Here is a 20,466-nt window from a genome sequence, read left to right as displayed (position 1 = left end):
AGGTGACAACGCCGGCATGGCTGACCGTACTGACCACGACGGACAGCGAGGAAAAGGCCCACGCCCTGGCACAGGGCGTGGTGGAGGCACGGCTCGCCGCCTGCGTCCAGATCTCCGCGCCCGTCACCTCGGTCTACCGGTGGCGGAGCGCCATCGAGACCACTGAGGAGTGGCAGCTGTTCCTCAAGACGACGGCGGAACGGTACGACGAGCTGGAGGCCCACCTCCAGGAGGCGCACGACTACGACACCCCGGAGATCATCGCCCTGCCGGTGCTCCGGGGCAGCGCCCGCTACCTCGGCTGGGTCTCGGCCGAGACGGCCCCGGTCACCTCGCTCTGAGGGCCGCCGCCGCGCCGGTCCCGGACCGTCACCGCTCATCCGCCGCGAGGGCCTTCGCCACCCCCGGCTCGCGGGGCCCCAGGAAGTGCGGATCCGGTTCGAACAGGGCGTCCAGGGCCGCCTTCCCCGCCGCGAACACCTCCCGCGTCCCGCCGTAGTACCAGGTCGCATCGTGTACGGCGTCGACCCCGACGCCGTACGCGTCGATCCCCGCCGCCCGGCACAGCGCGATCGCCCGCCGGATGTGGAACCCCTGGCTCACCAGCACGGCCCGCTCGACGCCGAAGATCTTTCTGGCCCGCACGCACGAGTCCCAGGTGTCGAAGCCCGCGAAGTCGCTGACGATCCTGCTGTCCGGCACCCCGTGCGCGACCAGGAACGTGCGCATCGCGTCCGGCTCGTCGTACTCCGCCCGGCTGTTGTCACCGGTCACCAGCACGACCTTCACCTTCTTGTCCCGGTACAGCTCGGCCGCCGCCCGCAGCCGGTTCGCGAGATACGGGGACGGCTTCCCGTCCCACAGCCCCGCGCCGAACACCACGGCGACCTGCTGCGCCGGCGCGCTCGCCGTCGTCCTGACCCGGGCGTCGGCGACGGTGTACATCCAGGTGGCGGGCGCCAGGGCCAGCACACAGGCGGCCATCACCACCTGCACGGCCCGGCGCTGTCCCCGCCGGGTCCGCGGCAGCCGCGGCCGCAACCGGGCGGCGGTCCCGCGCAACCACGCCCATGACGCCCGTCCGCCCCCTGGCCTCAGCCGCATGGGAGCCCCCTGTTCCTGTTTGTCCTGTGCCGTGACGTGCTGTCCCCCTTCATGACTGGACGTTCGAACGGCCGAAAGGGTTCTCCACGAGGGCGGTGAATCGCGCCGCGTAGCATCGGCCGATGTTGCTTCCACGGCTGATCGCCTCCGATCTCGACGGCACCCTTCTGCGCAACGACGGCACCCTCTCGCCCCGCACCCTGCGCGCCCTGCGCACGGCCGAGGACGCCGGAGCGGAGATCGTGATCGTCACCGCCCGGCCGCCACGCTTCGTCGACCGGCTCGCCGAGGCCACCGGCCTCGTGGGCACGGCGGTGTGCAGCAACGGGGCCCTCGTGTACGACATCGTGACCCGCACCGTCGTCTCCTCCCGCGCCCTGCCCCTGGCCACCGCCCGGCAGGTCGCCACCGCACTCGCCGCCGCGGTGCCCGAGGTGGGCTTCGCGCTGGAGACCGGCAACCACGTGCTGTACGAACCGGCCTACCGGCTGCGTCTGTCCGAGGACGCCGGCGCCGAACTCCCCGTACCGTCCCTCGCCGACCTGTGGCTCACCGAGGCCCCCGTCACCAAGCTGCTCGCCTGGTCGGACCGGCTCGACGCGGACACCCTGCTGGCCGCCGCCCGTCAGGGCACGGGCGACGAGGTACAGCTCACCCACTCGGGCGGGCGCGGGCTGCTGGAGATCAGCGCGCAGGGCGTCACCAAGGCCGGCACCCTGGCGATGCTGTGCGCCGGACGGGGCATCGACGCCACCGAGGTCATCGCGTTCGGCGACATGCCCAACGACCTCACCGCCCTGGCCTGGGCGGGCACCGGTTACGCGATGGCCAACGCGCACCCGGCGGTGCTGGCCGCCGTGCCGGTGCACACCCTGTCCAACGAGGAGGACGGGGTCGCCCAGGTCATCGAGCGGCTGTTCGCCGGCCAGGCCCACCCCGGGGCGGCCGGCTGACGCACCGGGAGCCCCAACCCTTGTCCCCGCCCGCCACCTGACAGCCTGCAGATCGCCGGAGCCCCTGCCCGCCACCTGACAGCCGGCCGGGGCTCCCCGTGAGGCCGCGGCAAACACCCGTGACCGGCACGCAACGACGCGGCAACCTGCGCCCGGCACCATCGGTCCATGACGGAGTCGGCACCGGAACGTCCCCCGGATTCCCTGCCCATCGACAGCACGGCGCAACTGTTGACCCGCATCACCGCTCAGCTCGGCACCCAGCTCAGCCTCGTCTCCCTGAACGGAACCCGACGGCCCATGCACCGCACCCGGCAGCAGCCCCCGTACAGCGACGTGAGCCCCCTGGTCCCCGCCGCCCCCGCCCTGGTCGCCGTCGCCCACGGCAGCCGCGACCCGCAGGCGCTGCGCACGGTGACGGAGCTCCTGGACCGCGTGAGGGAGCTGCGGCCGGGGCTCGACGTCCGGCTCGGACACATCGAGCTCAACGCACCCCTCCTCCCGCAGACCCTGGACGGCCTCGGCAGCGGCGAGGCCGTCCTCGTACCGCTGCTGCTGGGCCGCGGCCACCACGTGAAGCAGGACATCCCGCGGGCCGTCGCCGGCGCCCCCGCCCTGCGCACCCGTACCGCCGCACCCCTCGGACCGCACCCGCTGCTGGTCGAGGCGCTGCACGGCCGGCTCACCGATGCGGGCTGGCGGTCCGCGGACGACGGGAACCGCAACAGCGCCGTGGTGCTGGCCGCCGCCGGATCCCGGGACCCCGAATCGGCCGCCGACACCCGCCGTACCGCGCAGCTGCTCAGCGAACGGCTCGGCGGGGTGCCCGTCCTGCCCGCGTACGCCTCCGCGGCGACGCCCACCGTCGCCGCCGCCCTGCGCGCACTGGCCGCCCGCGGCCGCCGACGGGTCGCCGTCGCCTCGTACTTCACCGCCCCCGGGCGTTTCGCCTCGGCCGCGGCGGCCGCCGCCCCCTGGATCGCCGCCGCCCCGCTCGGCGCCCACCCGGCGATGGCACGGCTGCTGCTCCACCGCTATGACCAGGCAAGGGCGGGCGGCGCACCCGCGCACGAAACCCTGATGAACACACGATTCCTGGCCTCCGCCTGAGCCGTGCTGTCGGCGCGGCCGATTAGTGTCGTTCCCATGAACGGCACGGACGGCACCGACGGCAGGCACGGCACGCAGGACCCCGGCACGGCTCCCTACGGCGCCGCCGACGCCGAGCGCTGGGACACCGAACCGGACAAACGGCCGGGCCGTACCGCCTTCCAGCGCGACCGCGCCCGGGTGCTCCACTCCGCCGCGCTGCGCAGGCTCGCCGGCAAGACCCAGGTCGTCACCCCCGGCACCCGCAGCCACGCCTGGGACGCCAGCCCGCGGACCCGGCTCACGCACTCCCTGGAGTGCGCCCAGGTCGGCCGGGAACTCGGCGCCGCGCTCGGCTGCGACCCCGACCTGGTCGAGACGGCCTGCCTCGCCCACGACATGGGCCACCCGCCCTTCGGGCACAACGGCGAACAGGCACTGAACGACTTCGCGTCCGACTGCGGCGGCTTCGAGGGCAACGCCCAGTCGCTGCGGCTGCTGACCCGGCTCGAACCCAAGCGGTTCGTGCCCGACACCCGCACCGGCGAACTGGTCAGCGTCGGACTCAACCTGACCCGCGCCGCGCTCGACGCCGCCACCAAGTACCCCTGGCCCCGAGGCGCGCACCCCACCGACCCCGGCTCACCGAAGTTCGGGGTGTACGAGGACGACCTGCCGGTCTTCCACTGGTTCCGCGAGGGCGCCCCGCAGGACCGCAAGTGCTTCGAGGCCCAGGTCATGGACTGGTCCGACGACGTGGCGTACTCGGTCCACGACTTCGAGGACGGGCTGCACGCCGGGCACATCGACCCCAACTGCCTGGACGCCGAACCGGAGCGGCGCGAGATCTGGGCCGTCGCCATCGGCCGGTACGTCCCCGCGGACACCGACCCGCAGGAGCTGTCCGACGCGCTGGACCGCCTCATCGGCCAGGACTGGTGGCCACACGGCTACGACGGATCGGCCGTCGCCCAGGCCCGGCTGAAGGACGCCACGAGCCAGCTGATCGGCCGGTTCTGCCTCGCCGCCGAGAGCGCCACCCGCCAGGCGTACGGCACCGGCCGCCTCGGCCGCTACGGGGCCGAGCTCGTCGTCCCCCGCGAGGCGCGCAACGAATGCGCGGTCCTCAAGGCGGTCGCCGACCGTTACGTCATGCAGCGCGCCGAGCAGGAGGCCATCCGGGCCGACCAGCGGATCGTGATCGCCGAACTGGCCGCGGCGCTGACCGCCCGCGCACCGGAAGGGCTGGAGCCGCAGCTGCGGGCGCTGTACGAGGCGGCCCCCGACGACCGCTCCCGCAAGCGGGTCCTGGTCGACCAGATCGCCGCCCTGACCGACGCGTCGGCCCGTACCCTGCACGACTCGCTCACCGCCCGCCGCGGCTGACCGGACCGTCACCGCCCACGGCCGCGCGGGGGCGGGTCCGGGCCCTCTCCTGCGCGGCGGGTGCGGCCATCGGCCCCCGGGTCGGCAGACTGGACCGTGACCACTGGGTGTGACCTGATCGGGTCACACCCTCTTTCGCCATCACGCTGCGTGCGGGACGCTCGCAGTTGGCGCCGCGCAGCAAGCACCGAGGAGGCATCAAGTGGTCGACGCACATCGGACGTTCGTCATTGTCGGCGGAGGACTGGCCGGAGCGAAGGCAGCGGAGACGCTCCGGTCGGAGGGTTTCAGCGGCCGGGTCATCCTGATCGGCGATGAGCGCGACCATCCGTACGAACGCCCGCCGCTCTCCAAGGGGTACCTGGCCGGGAAGGAGGACCGCGAGAGCGTCTTCGTCCACGAGACGGCCTGGTACGCGGGGTCCGACATCGAGCTCCACCTCGGCCAGCCCGTCACCGCGCTGAACCGTGAAGCCCGCTCCGTGGAGCTCGGCGACGGCACCGTCATCCATTACGACAAGCTGCTGCTGGCCACCGGCGCCGAGCCGCGCCGCCTGGACATCCCCGGCACCGACCTGGCCGGCGTCCACCATCTGCGCCGCCTCGCCCACGCCGACCGGCTGCGCAACGTCCTGGCCGCGCTCGGCCGCGACAACGGCCATCTGGTGATCGCCGGGGCCGGCTGGATCGGTCTGGAGGTCGCCGCGGCGGCCCGCGGGTACGGCGCGGAGGTCACCGTCGTCGAACCGGAGGACACCCCGCTGCTCCGCGTCATCGGCCCCGAGCTCGGCCAGATCTTCACCGACCTGCACAGCGAGCACGGCGTCCGTTTCCACTTCGGCGGCCGTCTCACCGAGATCGTCGGCCAGGACGGCATGGTCCTCGCGGTCCGCACGGACGACGGGGAGGAGCACCCCGCCCACGACGTCCTCGCCGCGATCGGCGCCGCCCCGCGCGCCGCCCTCGCCGAGGCCGCGGGACTGGACATCGCCCCGCGCGGCGAGGGCGGCGGCATCGCCGTCGACGCCTCCCTGCGCACCAGCGACCCGCACATCTACGCGGCGGGCGACGTCGCGGGCGTGGCCCATCCGCTGCTCGGCACCCGGCTGCGGGTGGAGCACTGGGCCAACGCCCTGAACAGCGGCCCGGCGGCGGCCCGCGCCATGCTGGGCCAGCAGGTCAGCTACGACCGGATCCCGTACTTCTTCTCCGACCAGTACGACCTCGGCCTGGAGTACTCGGGCTGGGCGCCGCCCGGTAGCTACGACCAGGTCGTGATCCGCGGCGACGCGGGCAAGCGCACCTTCATCGCGTTCTGGCTGAAGGACCGCAAGGTCCTCGCCGGGATGAACGTGAACGTGTGGGACGTCACAGAGACCGTCCAGGAACTGATCAGGGCCGGTCAGCCGGTCGACCCGGACGCGCTGGCCGACCCGTCGGTGCCGTTGGAGTCCCTGATCTGAACGGTTACCCCTTTCCGGGGCGCGGGGTTCCGTCCTCAATCGCCGGACGGGCTTGGTGCGGGTGCTCCGCGACGCGGAGGCGCGATCCCCCGCTGGTGGGGGTCCGGTGCCCCTCCGGGGAGACTCCTCGGACGACGAACGTTCGGCGGGTACGCGAACGACCCGGGTCGGTGTTCGTCGTCCTGCGGGGACTCCCCTGCACGGCCCCGGACCGGCCGCCATCGCGTCTGCGGCAGCAGTACCGCCGGCGTACACACGCGATGGCGGCCGGGTGGGGACGTGCAGGGGAGTCCCCGCAGAAAATGGCGTACGACCCGGGTCCCTTACGGACCGGGGTGCACACGCCATTTTTGAGGAGTCTCCCCGGAGGGGCCCCACCCCCACCCACCGGACAAGGCGCCCCGCGGGGCACCCGCACACAAGCCCGTCCGGCGATTGAGGACGGAACCCCGCACCAACGGAACCCCGCACCAACGGAACCCCGCACCAGCCCGCCCGGCCGAGGTTGTCGTAGCTCACCCGTAGACTTCACTCGTGGCAGGCAGGATCAATGACGACGACGTGAAGGCGGTCCGGGACGCGGTCCCGATCGACGCCGTCGTTTCCGAGTACCTCCAGCTGCGCAACGCGGGCGGTGGAAACCTCAAGGGCCTGTGTCCCTTCCACGACGAGAAGTCCCCCTCCTTCCAGGTCAGTCCGAGCAAGGGTCTCTTCCACTGCTTCGGCTGCCAGGAGGGCGGCGACACGATCGCCTTCGTGCAGAAGATCGACCATCTGACGTTCGCGGAGGTCGTCGAGCGGCTCGCCGCCAAGGCCGGCATCACCCTGCGGTACGAGGAGGGCGGGTACAACCCCTCCCACCAGCGCGGCGAGCGGATCAGGCTGGTCGAGGCGCACAAGGCGGCCGCCCAGTTCTACGTCGAGCAGCTGAACGGACCCGAGGCCGAGATCGGCCGCAAGTTCCTCGCCGGGCGCGGCTTCGACCAGGCGGCGGCCGACCACTTCGGCGTCGGCTACAGCCCGGCCGGCTGGGACCACCTCACCCGCTATCTGCGGGGCAAGGGCTTCAGCGACAAGGAACTGATCACCTCCGGCCTCTCCCAGGACGGCAGGCGCGGCCCCATCGACCGCTTCCGCGGCCGGCTGATGTGGCCGATCAGCGACACCTCCGGCGACATCGTCGGCTTCGGCGCCCGCAAGCTGCGCGACGACGACAACGGGCCGAAGTACCTCAACACCCCCGAGACCCCGATCTACAAGAAGTCCCAGGTGCTGTACGGCATCGACCTGGCCAAGAAGGACATCGCGAAGTCCAGCCGGGCCGTCGTCGTCGAGGGCTACACGGACGTGATGGCCTGCCATCTCGCCGGGATCACCACCGCCATCGCCACCTGTGGCACGGCGTTCGGCGGCGACCACATCAAGATCCTGCGCCGGCTTTTGATGGACAACGGCAGCGCCCGGGTGATCTTCACCTTCGACGGTGACGCGGCCGGCCAGAAGGCCGCCCTGCGCGCCTTCGAGGACGACCAGAAGTTCGCCGCCGAGACCTACATCGCGATCGCGCCGGACAACATGGACCCGTGCGACCTGCGCCTGGCCAAGGGCGAGGAGGCCGTCCGCGACCTGGTCGAACCCCGCACTCCGCTCTTCGAGTTCGCACTCCGCCAGATCGTCGCCCGCTACGACCTGGAGACCCCGGCGGGCCGCGCCGCCGCGCTCGACGAGGCGGCCGCGGTCGTCGCCAAGATCAAGACGAGCAGCGTCCAGCGCGAGGTCGCCGTCCAGCTCGCCGGCTTCGTCGGCATCCTGGACCAGGAGTACGTCGTGCACCGGGTCAACCAGCTCGCCCAGTGGGCCCGCGGCCGGGGCGACCGCGGACCCGCACCGGGCGCGGCCAGGGGCGGCTCCCGGCACCAGGAGGTCCAGGCCCCCGTGGCCCCCTCCGGTCCCGCGCTCAACCTCCGCAGCCCGGCCCACCGCACCGAGCGCGAGCTGCTCAAGCTCGCCCTGCAGAAGCCCGCCCTGGTCTCCCCGGCCTTCGACGCCTACGGGGTGGACGAGTTCACCGCCCCGCCCTACGCGGCGGTCCGCCAGTGCATCGCGGAGGTCGGCGGCGCGGAGCTGGGCGTGGCCGAGACCCGCGAATACCTGGTCCAGGTGCTCGACGCGACCCCCAACGACACGGTGCGCAAGCTGGTCACCGAGCTCGCGGTCGAGGTCTTCCACGGCAAGTCCATCGACGAGGCGTACGCGGGCGAGCACCTGGTCAAGGTCCGCCTGCGCGCCGTCGACCGCCGGATCGACGACGTCCAGGGCAGCCTCGCCCGGCTCGGCAGCAATGTCGCCCCGGACCACCTGGCCGCCGCGCAGAACGAGGTCTGGGTCCTCCAGCAGTACGCCCAGTCCCTGCGCAACAGCGGCGCCGACGCGCTCTGACGGCCCCGCGACGGCCCCGGCGCCGCCGCCCCGGACCCCGTAACCGTCCGGTCACGGAACGAACTCAGAAAGTCCCCGCACGCCCCTCGTGGCAGCTGTGTGTCGTACCCCACACTGGGGGCGGTGCCTGAGTCATCGGAGCGCGGCCGGCCCACCGACCGGTGGTCCTCCATCCCCGCGGTCCGGCAGCGATCACCTGGAGGTCGCCCCCGTGCAGACCCGGACCGTGACCGAAACCGGGCGTGCCCCGGCCGTCCCCGCGCAATCCCGGGCCGTACGTCATCCGGAGGCCGCCGCGGACCCGCCGACACCCCTGCCCGCCCGGCAGAGCCCGCCCGAAGCGCCACCCGACCCGCCCGAGACGCCCGAGGCCGTCATGGAGGAATCGGAGCTCCCCGAACCCCCGGAGCCGCGCGGCCGCCCGGACACCGGCGGCCCGTCGTCCGATCTGTTCCGCCAGTACCTGCGTGAGATCGGCCGCATCCCGCTGCTCACCGCCGCCGACGAGGTGGAGCTCGCCCGGTGCGTCGAGGCCGGCCTGTTCGCCGAGGAGCGCCTGGCGCGCACCCCGGACCCCGACACCCGGCTGGCCCACGACCTGGACCGGCTCGTGGTCCTGGGGCGGATGGCCAAACGCCGCCTCATCGAGGCCAATCTGCGCCTGGTCGTCTCCGTGGCCAAGCGCTACATAGGCCGTGGACTGACGATGCTGGACCTGGTCCAGGAGGGAAACCTCGGACTGATCCGGGCGGTCGAGAAGTTCGACTACGCCCGCGGCTACAAGTTCTCGACGTACGCGACCTGGTGGATCCGGCAGGCCATGTCCCGCGCCCTCGCCGACCAGGCGCGGACCATCCGCGTCCCGGTCCACGTCGTCGAACTGATCAACCGCGTCGTCAGGGTCCAGCGCCGGATGCTCCAGGAACGGGGCTACGAGCCGACGCCCGAGGAGGTCGCCGCCCAGCTCGACCTGACACCGGAACGCGTCGGCGAGGTCCTGCGCCTGGCGCAGGAGCCCGTGTCCCTGCACGCACCGGTCGGCGAGGAGGACGACGTCTCGCTCGGAGACCTGATCGAGGACGGGGACGCCGCCTCACCCGTGGAGTCCGCCGCCTTCCTGCTGCTGCGCGAACACCTGGAGGCGGTGCTCTCCACCCTCAACGAGCGCGAGCGCAAGGTGGTCCAGCTGCGCTACGGGCTGGCCGACGGGCGGCCGCGCACGCTGGAGGAGATAGGCCGGATCTTCGGAGTGACCCGCGAACGCATCCGCCAGATCGAGTCCAAGACCCTCAGCAAACTCCGGGACCACGCCTTCGCGGACCAGCTCCGCGGCTACCTGGACTGAACGCGCGTACACACGCAGACAGCCCGGGCAGCCGCGGAACAGGTCTCCTACGCCCTAGTCGACCTCGGCGACCGCCTGGGCGAACTGCGCGGCGTACAGCCGGGCGTACGCGCCCCGCGCCTCCAGCAGTTCGTCGTGCGTGCCCTGCTCGACGATCGACCCGTTCTCCATCACCAGGATGACGTCGGCATCCCGGATGGTGGAGAGCCGGTGCGCGATCACGAAGCTCGTACGGCCGTGGGCCAGGCCCGCCATCGCCTTCTGGATCAGCACCTCGGTACGGGTGTCGACGGAGCTGGTCGCCTCGTCGAGCACCAGTATCACCGGGTCGGACAGGAACGCCCGCGCGATGGTGATGAGCTGCTTCTCGCCCGCGCTGACACCGGAGCCCTCGTCGTCGATCCGGGTGTCGTAACCGTCGGGAAGCGTACGGATGAAGCGGTCGGCGTGGGCCGCCCGCGCCGCTTCCTCGACCTGCTCCCGGGTCACGTCGCCCGAGGCGCCGTAGGCGATGTTCTCCGCGATGGTCCCGCCGAACAGCCAGGTGTCCTGGAGGACCATGCCGATCCCCGAGCGCAGGTCGTCGCGCGACATCTTCGCGATGTCGACCCCGTCGAGGGCGATCCGGCCGCCGGTCACCTCGTAGAAGCGCATCAGCAGATTGACCAGCGTCGTCTTGCCGGCCCCGGTCGGACCGACGATCGCGACGGTGTGGCCCGGCTCGACGCTCAGCGACAGGTCCTCGATGAGCGGCTTCTCCGGGTCGTAGCGGAACGACACGTGCTCCAGTGAGACACTGCCGCGCAGCTCCTCGGGGTGCTCGCCCTCGCCCTTCGCGGGGTCGGCGTCCTGCTCCTCGGCGTCCAGCAGCTCGAAGATCCGCTCCGCCGACGCCACCCCGGACTGCACCAGGTTCGCCATCGACGCGACCTGGGTCAGCGGCATGGAGAACTGCCGCGAGTACTGGATGAAGGCCTGCACATCACCGATCGACAGCGCACCGGAGGCGACCCGCAGCCCGCCGACGACGGCGATCAGCACATAGTTCAGGTTCGAGACGAACATCATCAGCGGCTGCATGATCCCGCTGTTGAACTGCGCCTTGAACCCGGCCTCGTACAGCGCGTCGTTCTGCTCGGCGAAGTCCCGCGCGGACTCCTCCTGCCGCCCGAAGACCTTCACCAGGGTGTGCCCGGTGTACATCTCCTCGATGTGGGCGTTGAGCTTGCCCGTCACCTTCCACTGCTGGACGAACTGCGGCTGCGAACGCTTGCCGACCTTCGTGGCCACGGCCACCGAAAGCGGCACCGTCACCAGTGCGACCAGCGCCAGCAGCGGCGAGATCCAGAACATCATGACCAGCACGCCGACGATCGTCAGCAGCGAGTTGATGAGCTGGCCCATCGTCTGCTGCATCGTCTGCGAGATGTTGTCGATGTCGTTCGTCGCCCGGCTCAGCACCTCGCCGCGCTTGGCCCGGTCGAAGTACGACAGGGGAAGCCGCGACAGCTTGGTCTGGATGTCCTCACGCATCTGGAAGATGACCCGGTTGATCACCCGGATCGACAGCCGCGTGGACACCAGCATCAGCAGCCCGGCACCGACGTACACGGCCAGCGCGACCAGCAGCACATGGCCGATCGCGTCGAAGTCCATGCCCTGCCCCGGGGTGAAGTCCACCTTGGAGAGCATGTCGGCCAGACCGCTGTTGCTCTTGCGCAGGCCCTCGACGGCCTGCTCCTTGGTCGTCCCCGCGTCCATCCCCCGGCCGACGACTCCGGCGAACACCAGGTCGGTGGCCTTGCCGAGGATCTTCGGGCCGACCACCGAAAGCGCCACGCTCAGCGCCACGGCCACCAGCATCAGGTACAGCGTGGACTTCTCCGCGGCGAAGCGCTTCAACAGCCGCTTCGAGGACCCCTTGAAGTCCATGGACCGCTCGGTCGGCGCCCCGCCCGCCATCATGCGTCCGCCAGGCCCGGCCATTACGCGGCCTCCGCTTCCGTCAGCTGGGAGAGAACGATCTCCCGGTATGTCTCATTGCCTTCCATCAGCTCGTGATGGCTGCCCGAGCCGACCACGCGGCCCTCGTCCAGCACGAGGATCCTGTCCGCCTCGCGGATGGTGGACACCCGCTGCGCGACGATCACCACGGTCGCACCGGCGGTCTCCCGCAGCAGCGCCGCGCGCAGCGCGGCGTCCGTGGCGTAGTCCAGTGCGGAGAAGGAGTCGTCGAAGAGGTAGATCTCCGGCCGCTGCACCAGCGTCCGGGCGATCGAGAGCCGCTGGCGCTGCCCGCCGGAGACGTTCGTGCCGCCCTGCGCGATCGGTGCGTCGAGCCCGTTCTCCAGACCTTCGACGAACTCCTTGGCCTGCGCGATCTCCAGCGCGTGCCACAGCTCCTCGTCGGACGCGTCCGGATTCCCGTACCGCAGATTCGTCGCGACCGTCCCGGAGAAGAGGTACGGCTTCTGCGGGACCAGGCTCACGGTCTTGGCCAGCAGCACCGGATCCAGTGTCCGTACGTCCGTCCCGTCGACCAGCACCTGGCCGTCCGTGACGTCGAACAGCCGGGGTACGAGACCGAGCAGGGTCGACTTCCCGCTGCCCGTCGACCCGATGATCGCGGTCGTCTCGCCGGCCCGTGCCACCAGGTCCACCGAGCGCAGCACCGGCTCCTCGGCGCCGGGGTAGCGGAAGTCCGCACCCCGCACCTCAAGATGGCCTTGGACAGTGAGCTCCCGCACCGGGTTGACGGGCGGAACCACGCTGGAGTCGGTCTCCAGGACCTCCTGGATGCGCTCGGCACAGACCTCGGCGCGCGGCACCATCATGAACATGAAGGTGGCCATCATCACCGACATGACGATCTGCATCAGATAGGAGAGGAACGCCGTCAGCGCACCGATCTCCATCCCGCCGCTGTCGATGCGGTGCGCACCGAACCAGACGACGGCGATCGACGACACGTTCACGACCGTCATCACGGTCGGGAACATCAGTGCCATCAGCCGGCCCGTGGACAGCGCCACGTCCGTCAGTTCGGTGTTGGCGCCCCGGAAGCGCTCCTCCTCGTAACCGTCGCGGACGAAGGCGCGGATGACGCGGTTGCCGGTGATCTGCTCGCGCAGCACCCGGTTCACCGTGTCGAGCCGCTCCTGCATCGTCCGGAACAGCGGGCGCATCTTCCGCACGATGAGGCTCACCGCGATGCCGAGGACCGGCACCACCGCGAGCAGCACCGCGGACAGCGGGACGTCCTGGCCGAGCGCCATGATGATGCCGCCGACGCACATGATCGGCGCCGACACCATCAGCGTGAACGTCATCAGGACCAGCATCTGGACCTGCTGGACGTCATTGGTCGTACGGGTGATCAGCGAGGGCGCGCCGAACCGTCCGAGCTCACGCGCGGAGAAGGACTGCACCCGGTCGAAGACCGACGCCCGGACATCGCGGCCGAGCGCGGCCGCGGTGCGGGCCCCGATGTAGACGGCCCCGATGTTGCAGATCACCTGGGCGATGCTGACGACGATCATCACGCCGCCGTACTGGAGGATGTAACTCGTGTCCCCCTGGACGACACCGTTGTCAATGATGTCGGCGTTCAGGGTGGGCAGATAGAGAGTGGCGCAGGTCTGCAGCAGCTGGAAGACGACCAGCAGCGCGATCGGTTTCTTGTACGGACCGAGATAGGCCCGCAGGAGTTTTATGAGCACGCGTGTCTCTCGGAGTCGGCGAGGTCGGGGAGTCGACCCATTTTCGGGCACCGCCCACCGGGACCGCGAACGTTTTTATTCAAGTCCAGGTCAAAAAACAGACCGGGTCCATAATTTCCATGGCCGAACCACTCCAGAGGTCCGGCCATGTCACCGAAGGTAGGCGCCTCAGCGCGCGGAGTCGAACGCCCCCGGGTGGATCTGGTCCCGCGTCGCCATGTACTGCTGGCGCACCGCCTGACCGACCGGCAGCTCCTCGCCGGGCTCCAGCACCTGTGCCGCGGCGTCCTGCCAGGCCGGGGGGGTGCGCGCGTCGAGCGACCCCTGCGAGACGCCGAGCGCCCAGGCCGCCTGCCGGGCCGCGCCCAGCGCCGCGTACTGCGCCGGCTGCGGTACGACGACCTGCGTGCCCAGCAGCGCGGGTGCCAGCTCCTGTACGGCGGGCAGCTCGGCGGCCGCGCCCAGCAGGAACACCCGCCGCACCTCGACCCCGCGGCCGCGCAGCACGTCCAGGGCGTCGGCCAGCGAGCAGAGCATCCCCTCGAAGGCGGCCCGCGCCAGGTGTTCCGGCTTCATCGACTCGCGCCGCAGCCCGCTCAGCGTCCCGGCGGTGTGCGGCAGATGCGGGGTGCGCTCACCCTCCAGATACGGCAGGAGCACCAGCCCCGAGGAGCCCGGCGTCGACTTCAGCGCCAGCGCCGACAGCTCCTCCAGCCCCTCCAGGCCGAGCATCTCGGCGGTGCCGCGCAGCACACGTACCGCGTTCGACGTGTGGACCACCGGCAGATGCATCCCGGTGGCGTCGGCGAACGACGTGATCATCCCGGTCGGGTCGGCCAGTGCCTCGTGGTGCACCGCCATCACCGAACCCGAGGCCCCCAGCGACACCACCGCGTCACCGACCGCGACCCCGAGCCCGAACGCCGCCGCCATCGTCTCGCCGGTCCCCGCCGAGATCAGCAGCCCCTCGGGCGTCGTCCCGGCCGAATCGGACGGGCCGAGCACCTCCGGCAGCGCGGCCTGGTGCCCGAGCGCGAGCTCGACCAGCTCCGGCCGGTAGGACCCGCTGCCCGCCGACCAGTAACCCGTCCCGGACGCGGCGCCCCGGTCGGTGGTCCGCCGGGCCGGCCGGCCCAGCAGCTGCCACACCAGCCAGTCGTGCGGCTGGAGCACCGCGGCGACGCGCTCCGCCATGTCCGGCTCGGTCCGCGCCAGCCAGCGCAGCTTCGACACCGGCTGCGCGGCCTGCGGCACCGCCCCGACCGCCTCGGCCCAGGCCTGCCGCCCGCCCAGAGCGTCGATCAGATCGGCCGCGGCGACCTGCGCCCGCTTGTCGTTGCCGAGGAGCGCCGGCCGTACGAGATTGCCCTGGCGGTCCAGCGGCACCAGCCCGTGCTGCTGCGCGGACACGCCGATGGCCTGCACCCCTTCGAGCAGCCCGCCGGTGGCGGCCTCACCGAGTGAGAGCAGCCAGGCCTGCGGGTCGACCTCGGTGGCCTTCGCCTCGACGGGATGCGCGGCGTACCCCTGGCGCAGTACGGCGCCCGTGTCCGTATCGCAGACCACGATGTGCGTGAAGGCGGAAGAACTGTCCAAGCCGGCGACTATGCCCATACAGAGATTCTGCCGCACCTCCGGAGGTTTCCCGTACCGGTGGTGCGGCAGATGTGCGCGGACGGGCTCAGGTGTTGGTCGTACCCCAGTCGTCCTCGCCGTTCGTGCCGCGCCCGCGCATCGACCGAACCCGGTCCGCCACCGACGCCGGCACCTTGTCGCCGACCTTCTCGCCCACCGCGTGGTACGCCTTCCCGGCGAACTGGCGGCCGCTCTGGGCCGCGGACTCGCAGGTGTTGCGCACGGCCGGGTTCTGGGCGAACTGGCGCGCGGACTTCTTCAGCTGCTCGTAACGCTCGCGCCCGGCCCGCGTGCCGAGCACGTAACCGAGGGCCACTCCGGCGATGAACGTGAGCCGGTACCGCATGGGTGCCACCCTTCCTTCGCTCCGTGCGACGTGTGCTGCTCGCCTACCCGTGGGCGCCCGAGATCACCCCGGGCGATACCGATTGGCAAAGCACCCCCCTGCTTGCGCTAATGTATGTGTCGCAGCGAACGCGCGCCGCCCGGCAGCAGCCAGGCAGGTACGTTCGAGGCAACGCAGCAATCCCCTGTAGCTCAATTGGCAGAGCAGCCGGCTGTTAACCGGCAGGTTACTGGTTCGAGTCCAGTCGGGGGAGCGCGATCCCCTGTAGCTCAATTGGCAGAGCATTCGGCTGTTAACCGGAGGGTTACTGGTTCGAGTCCAGTCGGGGGAGCGGAACGGAAGAGGACCCCCAGGGGTCCTCTTTCGCGTTCCAGCGGCGGGTCCGCGGGGTCCCGCCGCGGTGGTGTCCGTGGGGCTCGCGTGACACTTTCGCGTCAACTTCGCGTCACCCGGAACCGGGCAGCGAGCAGCGCGGTCTTCATGGTCACGAGTAGCCGGGCACCCGCAGCGAGAGATCGTATGACCGGCTATGCTGCGGCAGACGGCGCGTACACATGTACGCGCCACGCCGAAAAGGGGCGGTAGCTCAGCCGGTTAGAGCAGCGGACTCATAATCCGTCGGCCGTGGGTTCGAGTCCCACCCGCCCCACTGCGAGTCGCAGGTGAAGAAACGATCTTCCCTGCGACTTTGGCGTTTCCGGGTGCGTCTCGCGTGTGACGGACGCATCGCCGAGGTGGGCCCCTCCGTGCGCGGCCCACCTGGTGCGGTGAGCTGTCTCCGTGAATGTTGGTGACATATCCTGGCTATGTACATCATGGACTCGCGGTGAGGGGTGGCTGGTATGTCTGTGACCCAGGTCGATCTCGATGACGAGGCGCTGGCCGAGGCGATGCGTCTCATGGGTGCCACGACGAAGAAGGAGACGGTCAACGGGGCGCTGCGGGACTACGTGGCGCGCATCAAGCGGTTGGAGGCTGCCGAGAAGCTGGCCGCGCGTGGTGAGCGGGGCGAGTTCGAGGCTGCGGCTGCGGCGCATGCGGCGGCCAAGCGCGCTCGGCGGGCAGCCTTCGAGTGATCACGTACCTCCTGGACGCGTCCGCTCTGTGGCACCTCTTCCGTACGCCGGGTGCGTTGCGGCCTTGGGAGGGACACATCGCCGCCGGTGTGTTCCACATCTGCGAGCCCACGAGAGCGGAGTTCCTGTACTCGGCCACAAGTCCGGCCCATCGGGACGAGTTGACCGAAGAGCTGAATGATCTCTGCCATCTCTCGCCGGTTCCCAAGGGCGCATGGCGCTGGGTCGAGACCGCCCAGTACAAGCTGACCCAGCGAGCGCAGCACGGCGCCGCCGGAGCCATCGATCTCCTGGTGTGTGCGACAGCGGTCCATCACGGTCACACGGTGCTCCACGTGGACAGTGACTTCGCCACGGTGGCGGCGGTCCTCAAGGAAGTGCAGCAGCGCGACGTACGCGCCTGACTCCTCGCCGGCGTCATGCGCGAACTGCCGCACGCGGATGGCCGCACAACCAGGCGACGATCCCCCCGGACCTCACCGAGGTGCTTGAAACGGCCGGCCGGGTGTTTACGGCGGGAGTGCCTGCCCCCAGTCCGCCGCACGCTCAGAGGCAGGTAACTGCCTTGTTTTCAAGGGCTGTTGCGCCATACTCGGGTTACTGCTGTCAGGCGTGAGCACTGGGGGGTGCGGTGTCCGGTGAAGCTGTGGTGCTCGAAGCGGTTCGAGCGATTGCCGGGATGGCCAGTGGTGCAGCCGCGGCCGTAGGCACAGGCGTGGGTCAGATGGTGACCGACCTGGTGCGGCGGCAGATCGGCGGAAGCCCTGGCGGGCAGGCGGCCCTGGCTGCCGTGGAGGAACGTCCCGATGACCCCGAGGCGGTGGCCGCGCTGGAGGAGGTCGTCCGGGCGGGCGTTGCCGAGAACCCGGCCTTCGGGGTGCAGCTCGAAGTGGCGCTGAGGGGCCCGCAGACCGTGATCAACACCGGGATACAGATCGGGGACGGTGCGAAGCTCGGCCGCAACCAGATCTCCATCGGGCCGATCACGGTCAACAACACCCCGGCTGCCAGGGCGACGCTCGCCACGCTCGTGGCCGTCCTCGTGGCGGCCCTGGTCTTCGGTGTCTACGGCGTGGTCCAGGCCGGGAGGGATGACGGACCCCTGTCCCAGCCGGGCGGGAGCGCGCCGGGCGGGGACCCGAACGCGCAGGACGCCGCCTCCGGGGAGTCGACCGGCGAGGCGACTTCGACCGGCGGTAGCGGGGCCTCGGCCCCGGACGCCCAGCCACTGGGGACCGACGAGATCGACAAGGTGCTCAACGGCCTGGAGCTGCCCGCCGGCTGGGTGAAAGGCTGGCACCAGGAGGCAGCCGAGGGCATGAACCTCTCCAACGAGGCCCGCATGCAGTGCTGGGATCTCAGTGACCCTGATCCGGGGGAGAACTCCGGGCCCGGAATGCACGTCAGCTTCGGTGCGGATGGCGACGGCGTCATGATCGACCTCACCGCGCACGAGGCGTCCGGCGCCGGCACGGCGACCGACAGCGCCGTCACCGCCATGGAGGCCCTGCGTGGCATGTACGGCTGCCTGCCGGCAGCGGGATCGGCGGACATCGGTGACGAGGCGTTCAGTTACACACAACCCGGCTACCTCTACACCTGGGTGCGGGTCGGCCCCATGATCGCCTGGATCATCACCGCGGACACGACCGGTCGGACCTCGGAGGCCTGGGCGAGGACGCTCGTGCCGGACGTGCGCGAGGCACTCGAATCGCCGTAGTCGTCGGCGGACCGCCACCCCCACCGCAGACAAGGCGCATGGCGGTCCGGGCGGCGATCCGCCCCGCCGGAACCGGTCGCTACCATTCCCCGTGACCGAAACGACCGAACCAGTTGTACCCCGCACCCGAATACTCGCCGACCTGACCCCGCTGCGGACCTCGCCCGACTACCGGCGGCTCTGGTTCGGGAACACGGTCTCGTGGGTCGGGCAGGGGATGACGGCGCTCGCCGTCTCGCTCCAGGTGTACGACCTCACCGGCTCCGCCTTCTCCGTCGGGCTCATCGGATTCTGTTCGTTCGTGCCGCTGGTCGTGTTCGGGCTGTACGGCGGGGCCGTCGCCGACACCGTCGACCGGCGCAAACTGGGACTGGCCAGCGCCTTCGGGTCGTTCCTGCTCTCGGCGGGGCTGGTGGCGGTCGCTGTGGCCGGGGTGGAGCAGGTCGGGCTGCTGTACGGGGTCGTCGCGCTCCAGGCCGTCTGCTTCGCGCTCAACTCGCCCGCCCGCAGTTCGATGATCGCCCGGCTGCTGCCGGCCGAGCAGCTGCCCGCCGCCAACGCCCTGAGCTCCATCACCAGCACCACGGGCATGCTCGTCGGACCGATGCTCGGCGGGCTCATCGTCGGCTGGTGGGGGTACCGGGCCGCGTACGGCGTCGACGTGGTCACCTTCACGGCCTCGCTGTACGCGATGTGGCGGCTGCCCTCGATGCTGCCCGAGCGGGGCGAGGGGGAGGCCGCCGGGAAGCGGGCGTCTGTCATGGACGGGCTGCGGTTCCTCGGGACCCGGCCCACGCTGCGGATGACCTTCCTCAGCGACCTGTGTGCCATGGTGCTCGCCCATCCCCGCGCCCTGTTCCCCGTCGTCGCCGTCCTCTGGTACGGCGGCGACGCGAAGACCACCGGGCTGCTGGTCGCCGCCCCGGCGCTCGGGGCGCTGCTGGGCGGGGTGTTCTCCGGCTGGCTGGGGCGGATCCGGCGGCACGGGCTGGCCGTTCTGCTCGCGGTGGCGTGCTGGGGCACGGCCATCGCCGTCTTCGGGCTGACCCGGCAGCTCTGGCTCGGGCTCGTCTTCCTGGCCCTCGCGGGCGCGGCCGACACCACGTCCATGGTCTTCCGGAACACCATGCTCCAGGCCGCCGTGCCCGACGAGCTGCGGGGGAGGCTGCAGGGTGTGTTCATCGTGGTGGTGGCGGGCGGCCCGCGGCTCGGGGACTTCCTGGCCGGGACCGTCGCCGATCTGACGTCCCCGGGCCTCGCCGTGACCGGCGGCGGGATCGCGTGCGTGGTCGCGGTGGCGCTGCTCGCGCTGCGGTGGCCCGGGTTCGCGCGCTACGACGCGCGCAAACCCGGGGCCTGATCCGGCGGGGCGGGGCGACCGGTCAGGAAACGTTCTCGATCTTGGGCATGTCGCCCCCGGTCGTCGCGCCGTCGATCAGCGAGAACGCGGCGCCCTGCGGGTCGGACAGCGCGGCGAACCGGCCGAAGGGCATCGTCATCGGGCCGAACCGGAGTACCGCCCCGAGCGACTTCGCCTTCTCCACCGCCGCGTCGCAGTCCGCGACCCCGAAGTACACGTTCAGATACGGCGGCACCTCGGGCGGGAACTCCTCCGTCATCTTCATCCGGCCCAGGACGGGGTCCGCGCCCAGGTCGTACAGCGTGAAGTCGACCGCGTCGTCGACCATGCGCTTCACCCCGTACCCGAAGACCGCCCGGAAGAAGGTGTCCGCCTTCTCCGGCTCACGGGTGAAGACCTCGGCCCAGTTGTAGGCACCGGGTACCGCCCGCGCCTGGAAGCCCTCGTGGGTGCCGGCCTGCCACACCCCGAAGGCCGCCCCGCCCGGGTCGCTCGCCAGCACCATCGTGCCGAACTCACCGACCTGCATCGGTTCCACCAGGACCGTGCCCCCGTGTTCGCGGATCTTCGCGGCGGTGGCCGCCGCGTCGGGCGACGCGAGGTACAGACACCAGGCGGCGGGTACGTCCTGGCCGGGCATGGGCGGCATCAGGGCGGCGACCGCCTTGCCGTCCAGGTAGGCCTGGGTGTAGTTGCCGTACTCGGGCTGCGATTCGCCGTACGTCCAGCCCAGCACCTCACCGTAGAAGCGCTTCGCCCCTTCGATGTCGCCGAACGTCGCGTCGGCCCAGCAGGGTGTGCCCATCGGCTCTGCGGCCATGACCGGTCATCT

Annotated in this window: 17 protein-coding genes and 3 tRNA genes; 14 read left to right on the top strand and 6 right to left on the bottom strand. The window is 71.1% G+C overall.

Annotated elements, in window-relative coordinates; translation table 11 throughout:
- Window positions 1-2 precede the first annotated feature (2 nt).
- Window positions 3-341: a divalent-cation tolerance protein CutA gene (gene cutA / locus OG782_RS11245; RefSeq protein WP_406449864.1), complete on the top strand. Its 339-nt coding sequence runs from the start codon at window positions 3-5 to the stop codon at window positions 339-341.
- Between the two features lie 28 nt (window positions 342-369).
- Here the strand turns inward: cutA and OG782_RS11240 are convergent, their stop codons facing one another.
- Window positions 370-1,104: a vancomycin high temperature exclusion protein gene (locus OG782_RS11240; protein WP_406449862.1), complete on the bottom strand. Its 735-nt coding sequence runs from the start codon at window positions 1,102-1,104 to the stop codon at window positions 370-372.
- 122 nt (window positions 1,105-1,226) lie between these two features.
- Between OG782_RS11240 and OG782_RS11235 the strand changes: the two genes are divergently transcribed.
- The 6 genes from OG782_RS11235 to OG782_RS11210 all read left to right on the top strand — a co-directional run bounded on the left by OG782_RS11235 (window position 1,227) and on the right by OG782_RS11210 (window position 9,778).
- Complete coding sequence (locus OG782_RS11235) at window positions 1,227-2,057, top strand: Cof-type HAD-IIB family hydrolase (protein ID WP_406449861.1); 831 nt, start codon at window positions 1,227-1,229, stop codon at window positions 2,055-2,057.
- Between the two features lie 168 nt (window positions 2,058-2,225).
- Window positions 2,226-3,167 carry a sirohydrochlorin chelatase gene (locus tag OG782_RS11230; RefSeq protein ID WP_406449860.1) on the top strand — a complete coding sequence of 314 codons (942 nt, stop codon included), beginning with the start codon at window positions 2,226-2,228 and terminating at the stop codon, window positions 3,165-3,167.
- Window positions 3,168-3,203: 36 nt separating this feature from the next.
- Entirely contained in the window at window positions 3,204-4,532 is a 1,329-nt protein-coding gene (locus tag OG782_RS11225) for a deoxyguanosinetriphosphate triphosphohydrolase (RefSeq protein WP_406449858.1), read from the top strand.
- A gap of 202 nt (window positions 4,533-4,734) precedes the next feature.
- Window positions 4,735-5,994, top strand: coding sequence for an NAD(P)/FAD-dependent oxidoreductase (locus tag OG782_RS11220; protein ID WP_406449856.1), 1,260 nt, complete (start codon window positions 4,735-4,737; stop codon window positions 5,992-5,994).
- A gap of 534 nt (window positions 5,995-6,528) precedes the next feature.
- Window positions 6,529-8,433, top strand: a complete 1,905-nt coding sequence (gene dnaG / locus OG782_RS11215) for a DNA primase (RefSeq protein WP_406449854.1) — start codon at window positions 6,529-6,531, stop codon at window positions 8,431-8,433.
- A 211-nt stretch (window positions 8,434-8,644) separates the two neighbouring features.
- Window positions 8,645-9,778 carry an RNA polymerase sigma factor gene (locus OG782_RS11210; RefSeq protein ID WP_406449852.1) on the top strand — a complete coding sequence of 378 codons (1,134 nt, stop codon included), beginning with the start codon at window positions 8,645-8,647 and terminating at the stop codon, window positions 9,776-9,778.
- Window positions 9,779-9,832: 54 nt separating this feature from the next.
- Here OG782_RS11210 and OG782_RS11205 read toward each other — a convergent pair whose 3' ends face one another.
- The 4 genes from OG782_RS11205 to OG782_RS11190 all read right to left on the bottom strand — a co-directional run bounded on the left by OG782_RS11205 (window position 9,833) and on the right by OG782_RS11190 (window position 15,478).
- The gene (locus OG782_RS11205) at window positions 9,833-11,764 is read right to left on the bottom strand and encodes an ABC transporter ATP-binding protein (protein ID WP_406449850.1); all 1,932 of its coding nucleotides are present in this window, start codon (window positions 11,762-11,764) and stop codon (window positions 9,833-9,835) included.
- Window positions 11,764-13,497: an ABC transporter ATP-binding protein gene (locus tag OG782_RS11200; protein ID WP_406449848.1), complete on the bottom strand. Its 1,734-nt coding sequence runs from the start codon at window positions 13,495-13,497 to the stop codon at window positions 11,764-11,766. The genes OG782_RS11205 and OG782_RS11200 overlap by 1 nt, the downstream gene beginning before the upstream one ends.
- 168 nt (window positions 13,498-13,665) lie before the next feature.
- The gene (locus OG782_RS11195; RefSeq protein WP_406449847.1) at window positions 13,666-15,111 is read right to left on the bottom strand and encodes an FGGY family carbohydrate kinase; all 1,446 of its coding nucleotides are present in this window, start codon (window positions 15,109-15,111) and stop codon (window positions 13,666-13,668) included.
- Between the two features lie 67 nt (window positions 15,112-15,178).
- The gene (locus OG782_RS11190; RefSeq protein ID WP_406449845.1) at window positions 15,179-15,478 is read right to left on the bottom strand and encodes a YtxH domain-containing protein; all 300 of its coding nucleotides are present in this window, start codon (window positions 15,476-15,478) and stop codon (window positions 15,179-15,181) included.
- A gap of 180 nt (window positions 15,479-15,658) precedes the next feature.
- On the opposite strand from OG782_RS11190, the gene OG782_RS11185 reads away from it, so the two are divergent.
- The 7 genes from OG782_RS11185 (at window position 15,659) to OG782_RS11155 (ending at window position 19,634) form a co-directional block, all read left to right on the top strand.
- Window positions 15,659-15,731: transfer RNA gene (locus tag OG782_RS11185), tRNA-Asn, on the top strand.
- Between the two features lie 5 nt (window positions 15,732-15,736).
- A tRNA-Asn gene (locus OG782_RS11180) sits at window positions 15,737-15,809 on the top strand.
- Window positions 15,810-16,053: 244 nt separating this feature from the next.
- Window positions 16,054-16,127, top strand: a tRNA-Ile gene (locus tag OG782_RS11175).
- Window positions 16,128-16,320: 193 nt separating this feature from the next.
- Window positions 16,321-16,554, top strand: a complete 234-nt coding sequence (locus tag OG782_RS11170; protein WP_406449843.1) for a type II toxin-antitoxin system VapB family antitoxin — start codon at window positions 16,321-16,323, stop codon at window positions 16,552-16,554.
- Complete coding sequence (locus OG782_RS11165; RefSeq protein WP_406449841.1) at window positions 16,551-16,958, top strand: PIN domain-containing protein; 408 nt, start codon at window positions 16,551-16,553, stop codon at window positions 16,956-16,958. The genes OG782_RS11170 and OG782_RS11165 overlap by 4 nt, the downstream gene beginning before the upstream one ends.
- A 320-nt stretch (window positions 16,959-17,278) precedes the next feature.
- Window positions 17,279-18,274, top strand: coding sequence for a hypothetical protein (locus OG782_RS11160; RefSeq protein WP_406449839.1), 996 nt, complete (start codon window positions 17,279-17,281; stop codon window positions 18,272-18,274).
- A gap of 91 nt (window positions 18,275-18,365) precedes the next feature.
- The gene (locus OG782_RS11155) at window positions 18,366-19,634 is read left to right on the top strand and encodes an MFS transporter (protein ID WP_406449837.1); all 1,269 of its coding nucleotides are present in this window, start codon (window positions 18,366-18,368) and stop codon (window positions 19,632-19,634) included.
- Between the two features lie 22 nt (window positions 19,635-19,656).
- Here OG782_RS11155 and OG782_RS11150 read toward each other — a convergent pair whose 3' ends face one another.
- Window positions 19,657-20,454 carry a VOC family protein gene (locus OG782_RS11150; protein ID WP_406449835.1) on the bottom strand — a complete coding sequence of 266 codons (798 nt, stop codon included), beginning with the start codon at window positions 20,452-20,454 and terminating at the stop codon, window positions 19,657-19,659.
- Between the last annotated feature and the right edge of the window lie 12 nt (window positions 20,455-20,466).

This window comes from Streptomyces sp. NBC_00876, from assembly GCF_045207435.1.
GTDB lineage: Bacteria > Actinomycetota > Actinomycetes > Streptomycetales > Streptomycetaceae > Streptomyces.
The sequence above is the reverse complement of the archived record's forward strand: the minus strand, read 5'-3'. Positions and strand labels throughout refer to the sequence as shown.